Annotated in this window: 1 pseudogene; it reads left to right on the top strand. The window is 41.1% G+C overall.

The window, feature by feature from the left end:
* Positions 1–3,445 (top strand): annotated as a pseudogene (locus A5N85_RS12875) (hypothetical protein); the annotation flags it as partial.
* Positions 3,446–3,820: the final 375 nt, after the last annotated feature.

Genomic DNA, 3,820 nt, shown 5'->3' with positions numbered 1-3,820 from the left:
ACCAGCAAGCACCAATCCACCAGCAAGCACCAATCCACCAGCAAGCACCAATCCACCAGCAAGCACCAATCCACCGGCAAGCACCAATCCACCGGCAAGCACCAATCCACCGGCAAGCACCAATCCACCGGCAAATACCAATCCAACGGCCAAAGAAAATCATGCACCGCTGATAAACGCATTCAAAGAAGTTGCAAGTAAACTCGAAAAAGGTAAAGCCACTGAAGGGCAGAAAATTGCTGTTGCTAATGCCAGCGATGAAGATAACGATGTGCTTACCTTTGCACTCAAAGATGATAAAGAAACACTTTATCAAATTCATAGCCAAACAGGGGAAATCACTCTCACAGCCAAGGGTGCTGAGTGGGTTAATGCAGGAAAAAATTTGCCTGCAATCATTGTTACGGTAACGGATAGTAAATCTGCTCCTGTAGAGAAAACGCTTGCCATTGTTGAAACAGTTGATACAACTACACCGGCAGAAACTAACCCATCAGTAGATAACACTCCATCTGCCAAAGAAAATCATGCACCTATTTTCTCAACATCAGATACTTGGTATTCTGCTAAACCTTTCGTAAAAGGAGAAGTCAAGGTTGGGCAAAAAATTGCTACCTTGGTTGCAACAGATGAAGATAATGATGACTTGACCTATCGCTTAATCAAGCAAAATGATGACGATAAGCAAGACATTTACTATACCGTTGTCGCTGATAGTAATGATAGCAACAAAGCACATGTGCTACTCACGCAAGCAGGTGTTGACGCCGTTAATATTCGTGGAGAAAATTTGCCTGATATTTACGCCATTGTGAATGATGGCACAGTGGATAGCGCTGCAAAATTACATTTACCTATTGCCGATACAACGAGTAACCATGCACCCATTATCAATTCTCCTACAATAGATATCAGCAAATTAACTATTGGTCAAACACAAGCTGGAGCAAAGCTAGGCACTGCCACTGCGACAGATGAAGATGGCGATAGTATCAGTTACCGTTTATTGACAGAAGATAACAAGGCATATACAGGAGGCTTGATTGAAATAAATGCTGAAGGGGAGCTACTGCTTACCCAAGCAGGTGCAGAAGCCGTTAATCAAGGACAACAATTGCCCAAACTCACCGTTATCGCCAATGACGGTAAAGCAGACAGCAGCCCTATAAAATTTCCTTTTGATGAAATTTCGCTCAACACACCTGAAAAGCTCGGTATAGCCATCACCTCGATTGAAAAAGGCGACAACGCTGGTGTGAGCAACGTTCATTATCAAGTAACGGGATTAACAGGCAAAGGCACTCTCTTTATCTCTACAGAAAATGGCGAAAAAGCCGAAGTTACGATTAAAAACAGTAAAGGAAGCATAGAGCTGCCCAGTTCATTGCTTATAGGCAAGCATCAAATCACCCTAACCTTAGAAGATGATACCCATGCCGTAGTTAGCGATAGCAAAGTATTATCGCCTTCCATCGTGCAACCGACTTTCAACACAGACACTACTTTGCATGACAGCCGCGATTTATTAGACGTCAAATTACCTTATTTCATTGAGATTTTAGAAGGTAGTCAAATACGCAATAATCCATGGACGAAAGAAAAAGAACTATCGAAACCAGGTTATCAAAAAGAAGTATGGGAAGGTTACGGTAAAGGCGCCGAAATCTCTTATCAATTTGCAACCAACGCATATGATGAAAAAAGACAGCTTAAATATACAAACTTCCGTGAATATAGCAACACTCAAAAGCAAGCCGTGCGCGATGCACTCAAGCTATATGAGGAGCAAACACAGCTGAAATTCACTGAAAAATCTGATGGAGAAGAGGCGCACTTCCGCTTTTACTTAGATGATTTAACAAAAGGAAAAAGTAATTACTCTAATAGTAGTTCTAGTAGTCATTATCTCGGTAGTGCAGAGCAAAATGCTTCTTCACAAGCATTGATTTGCCCCTGTTGTGGACAAGTATTGAATAAAATTGCTGGACTAAATGGAGAAAATGGAGGAAGTTTTGTCGCTGGATATGCCTCTTTTGGCGGAGATGTTCATATCAACTCAATCGAATTCAGGGCAGATAATGCTCTTAGCAAAGATACCCTGATAATTGAAACATCAAAAACTTCTTTGATGCCAGGTGGCTTTGGCGTACTCATTCATGAGATTGGGCATAGTGTGGGACTCTCTCATCCTTTTGGAGGCGGAAGAAAGTCAATCCCACAAGAATCTGCGGAAGACAAAATATTACTCACGGTTATGTCTTACACCCAAGACATCAAGCAAGACGTTACTTTATCTGATGGATGGGTAGTAAATTCACCAGTTACAGCAACCAATTTTGGGCTATTTGATTTAGCTATTCTACACTATCGCTATGGGGTGAATGAAAATCAACACGCTGGCGATACGACCTATACCTTCAAAACCTTCAATAAAAATACGCTAGGCAATGACATCTATATTTGGGATGGTTCTGGTAATGACACTTTTGATGGCAGCAATGAAACGCAAAGCCTACACATTAACCTCACACCGGGCTCATGGATTTGGCGAGGCGAACATCAATCCGACAAATTCGTCTATAACCCAGATGGAACACTTGTGGAAAATCAAATGTTTATTGGATTTGGAACACAAATTGAAAACCTTAAAGGCGGCTCGAATGATGATGAACTCATAGGTAATGAAGCCAATAACCACATTATCGGCAATGATGGTGATGATGTAATAATGGGCGGAATGGGCGATGATTGGCTAGAAGGCGGTAACGGAAATGACCGCTTAATAGGTGGAGCAGGAAATGATATTTTGATGGGCGGTACTGGTGCAGATGAGCTAGACGGTGGCGAAGGTAATGATGTATATTTTGTCGATAATGTAGGCGACAATCTTACCGACAGTGCTGGCATAGATACCGTTAATAGCACCATCAGCTATCATCTCAAAAACAATTTTGAAAATCTCTATCTACTAGGCGAACAAAATATTGATGGCACAGGCAACAACGCAAATAACATACTGCGCGGTAATGATGGTAATAATACGCTAATTGGGGGAGTGGGTGATGACATCCTTTCAGGTGGTGATGGTACAGATATCCTCATTGGAGGAGAAGGCTCTGATACCTTCCGATTTGATTCAGGCATTAACGGTAATATCGACACCATCAAAGACTTCTCTTTCTCAGATGGCGATAGGATTGAATTATCAGCTAGTGTCTTTAAAGGGCTGGGGGCAATCGGGTTGCTTGATGCGTCGCTGTTTGAAATAAGCACAACATTAGCAACAACCGCGAATAACGATAAAGCACGCCTCATCTATAATCAAACTACCCAAGAACTCGCTTATGATGCAGATGGAAAAGACAAAGCCGATGCGATTATTTTTGCGAAATTTGAGCAACTAGATGATGCCCAACAGCTAGCTTCCCATCTCTATATCGTGTAGCAAAGAGGAAATATTCGTAAAATAGCTTAGTCAGTCAAGCAATTAAAAAGGTGGGAATTGACCCACCTTTTTATCATCGTTCGCCATAGCTAAACATCCTCGCTCACATACATCATTAACTCACCTTTCCTTAAATATAGTCAAATCACTTATAATCCAATCTATCCAAAGCAGATATATAGTCAAATCAACTAAAAAACAGGACGTTTTATAAACATGACCTTAGTGCTTCTGGCGGTAAATGGTGTTCTGTTTTTTAGCTGATTGCACTATATTCAATACTTCCAGTATCCTTGATAATTTGCTTTATCCTCTTATTATAAGAAGGGTTGGTTTTTAATAGATTTCACAATATAAGCCTTATCTAGCAATTCT

This window comes from Suttonella ornithocola, assembly GCF_001889065.1.
Classification (GTDB): domain Bacteria; phylum Pseudomonadota; class Gammaproteobacteria; order Cardiobacteriales; family Cardiobacteriaceae; genus Suttonella_A; species Suttonella_A ornithocola.
The sequence above is the reverse complement of the archived record's forward strand: the minus strand, read 5'-3'. Positions and strand labels throughout refer to the sequence as shown.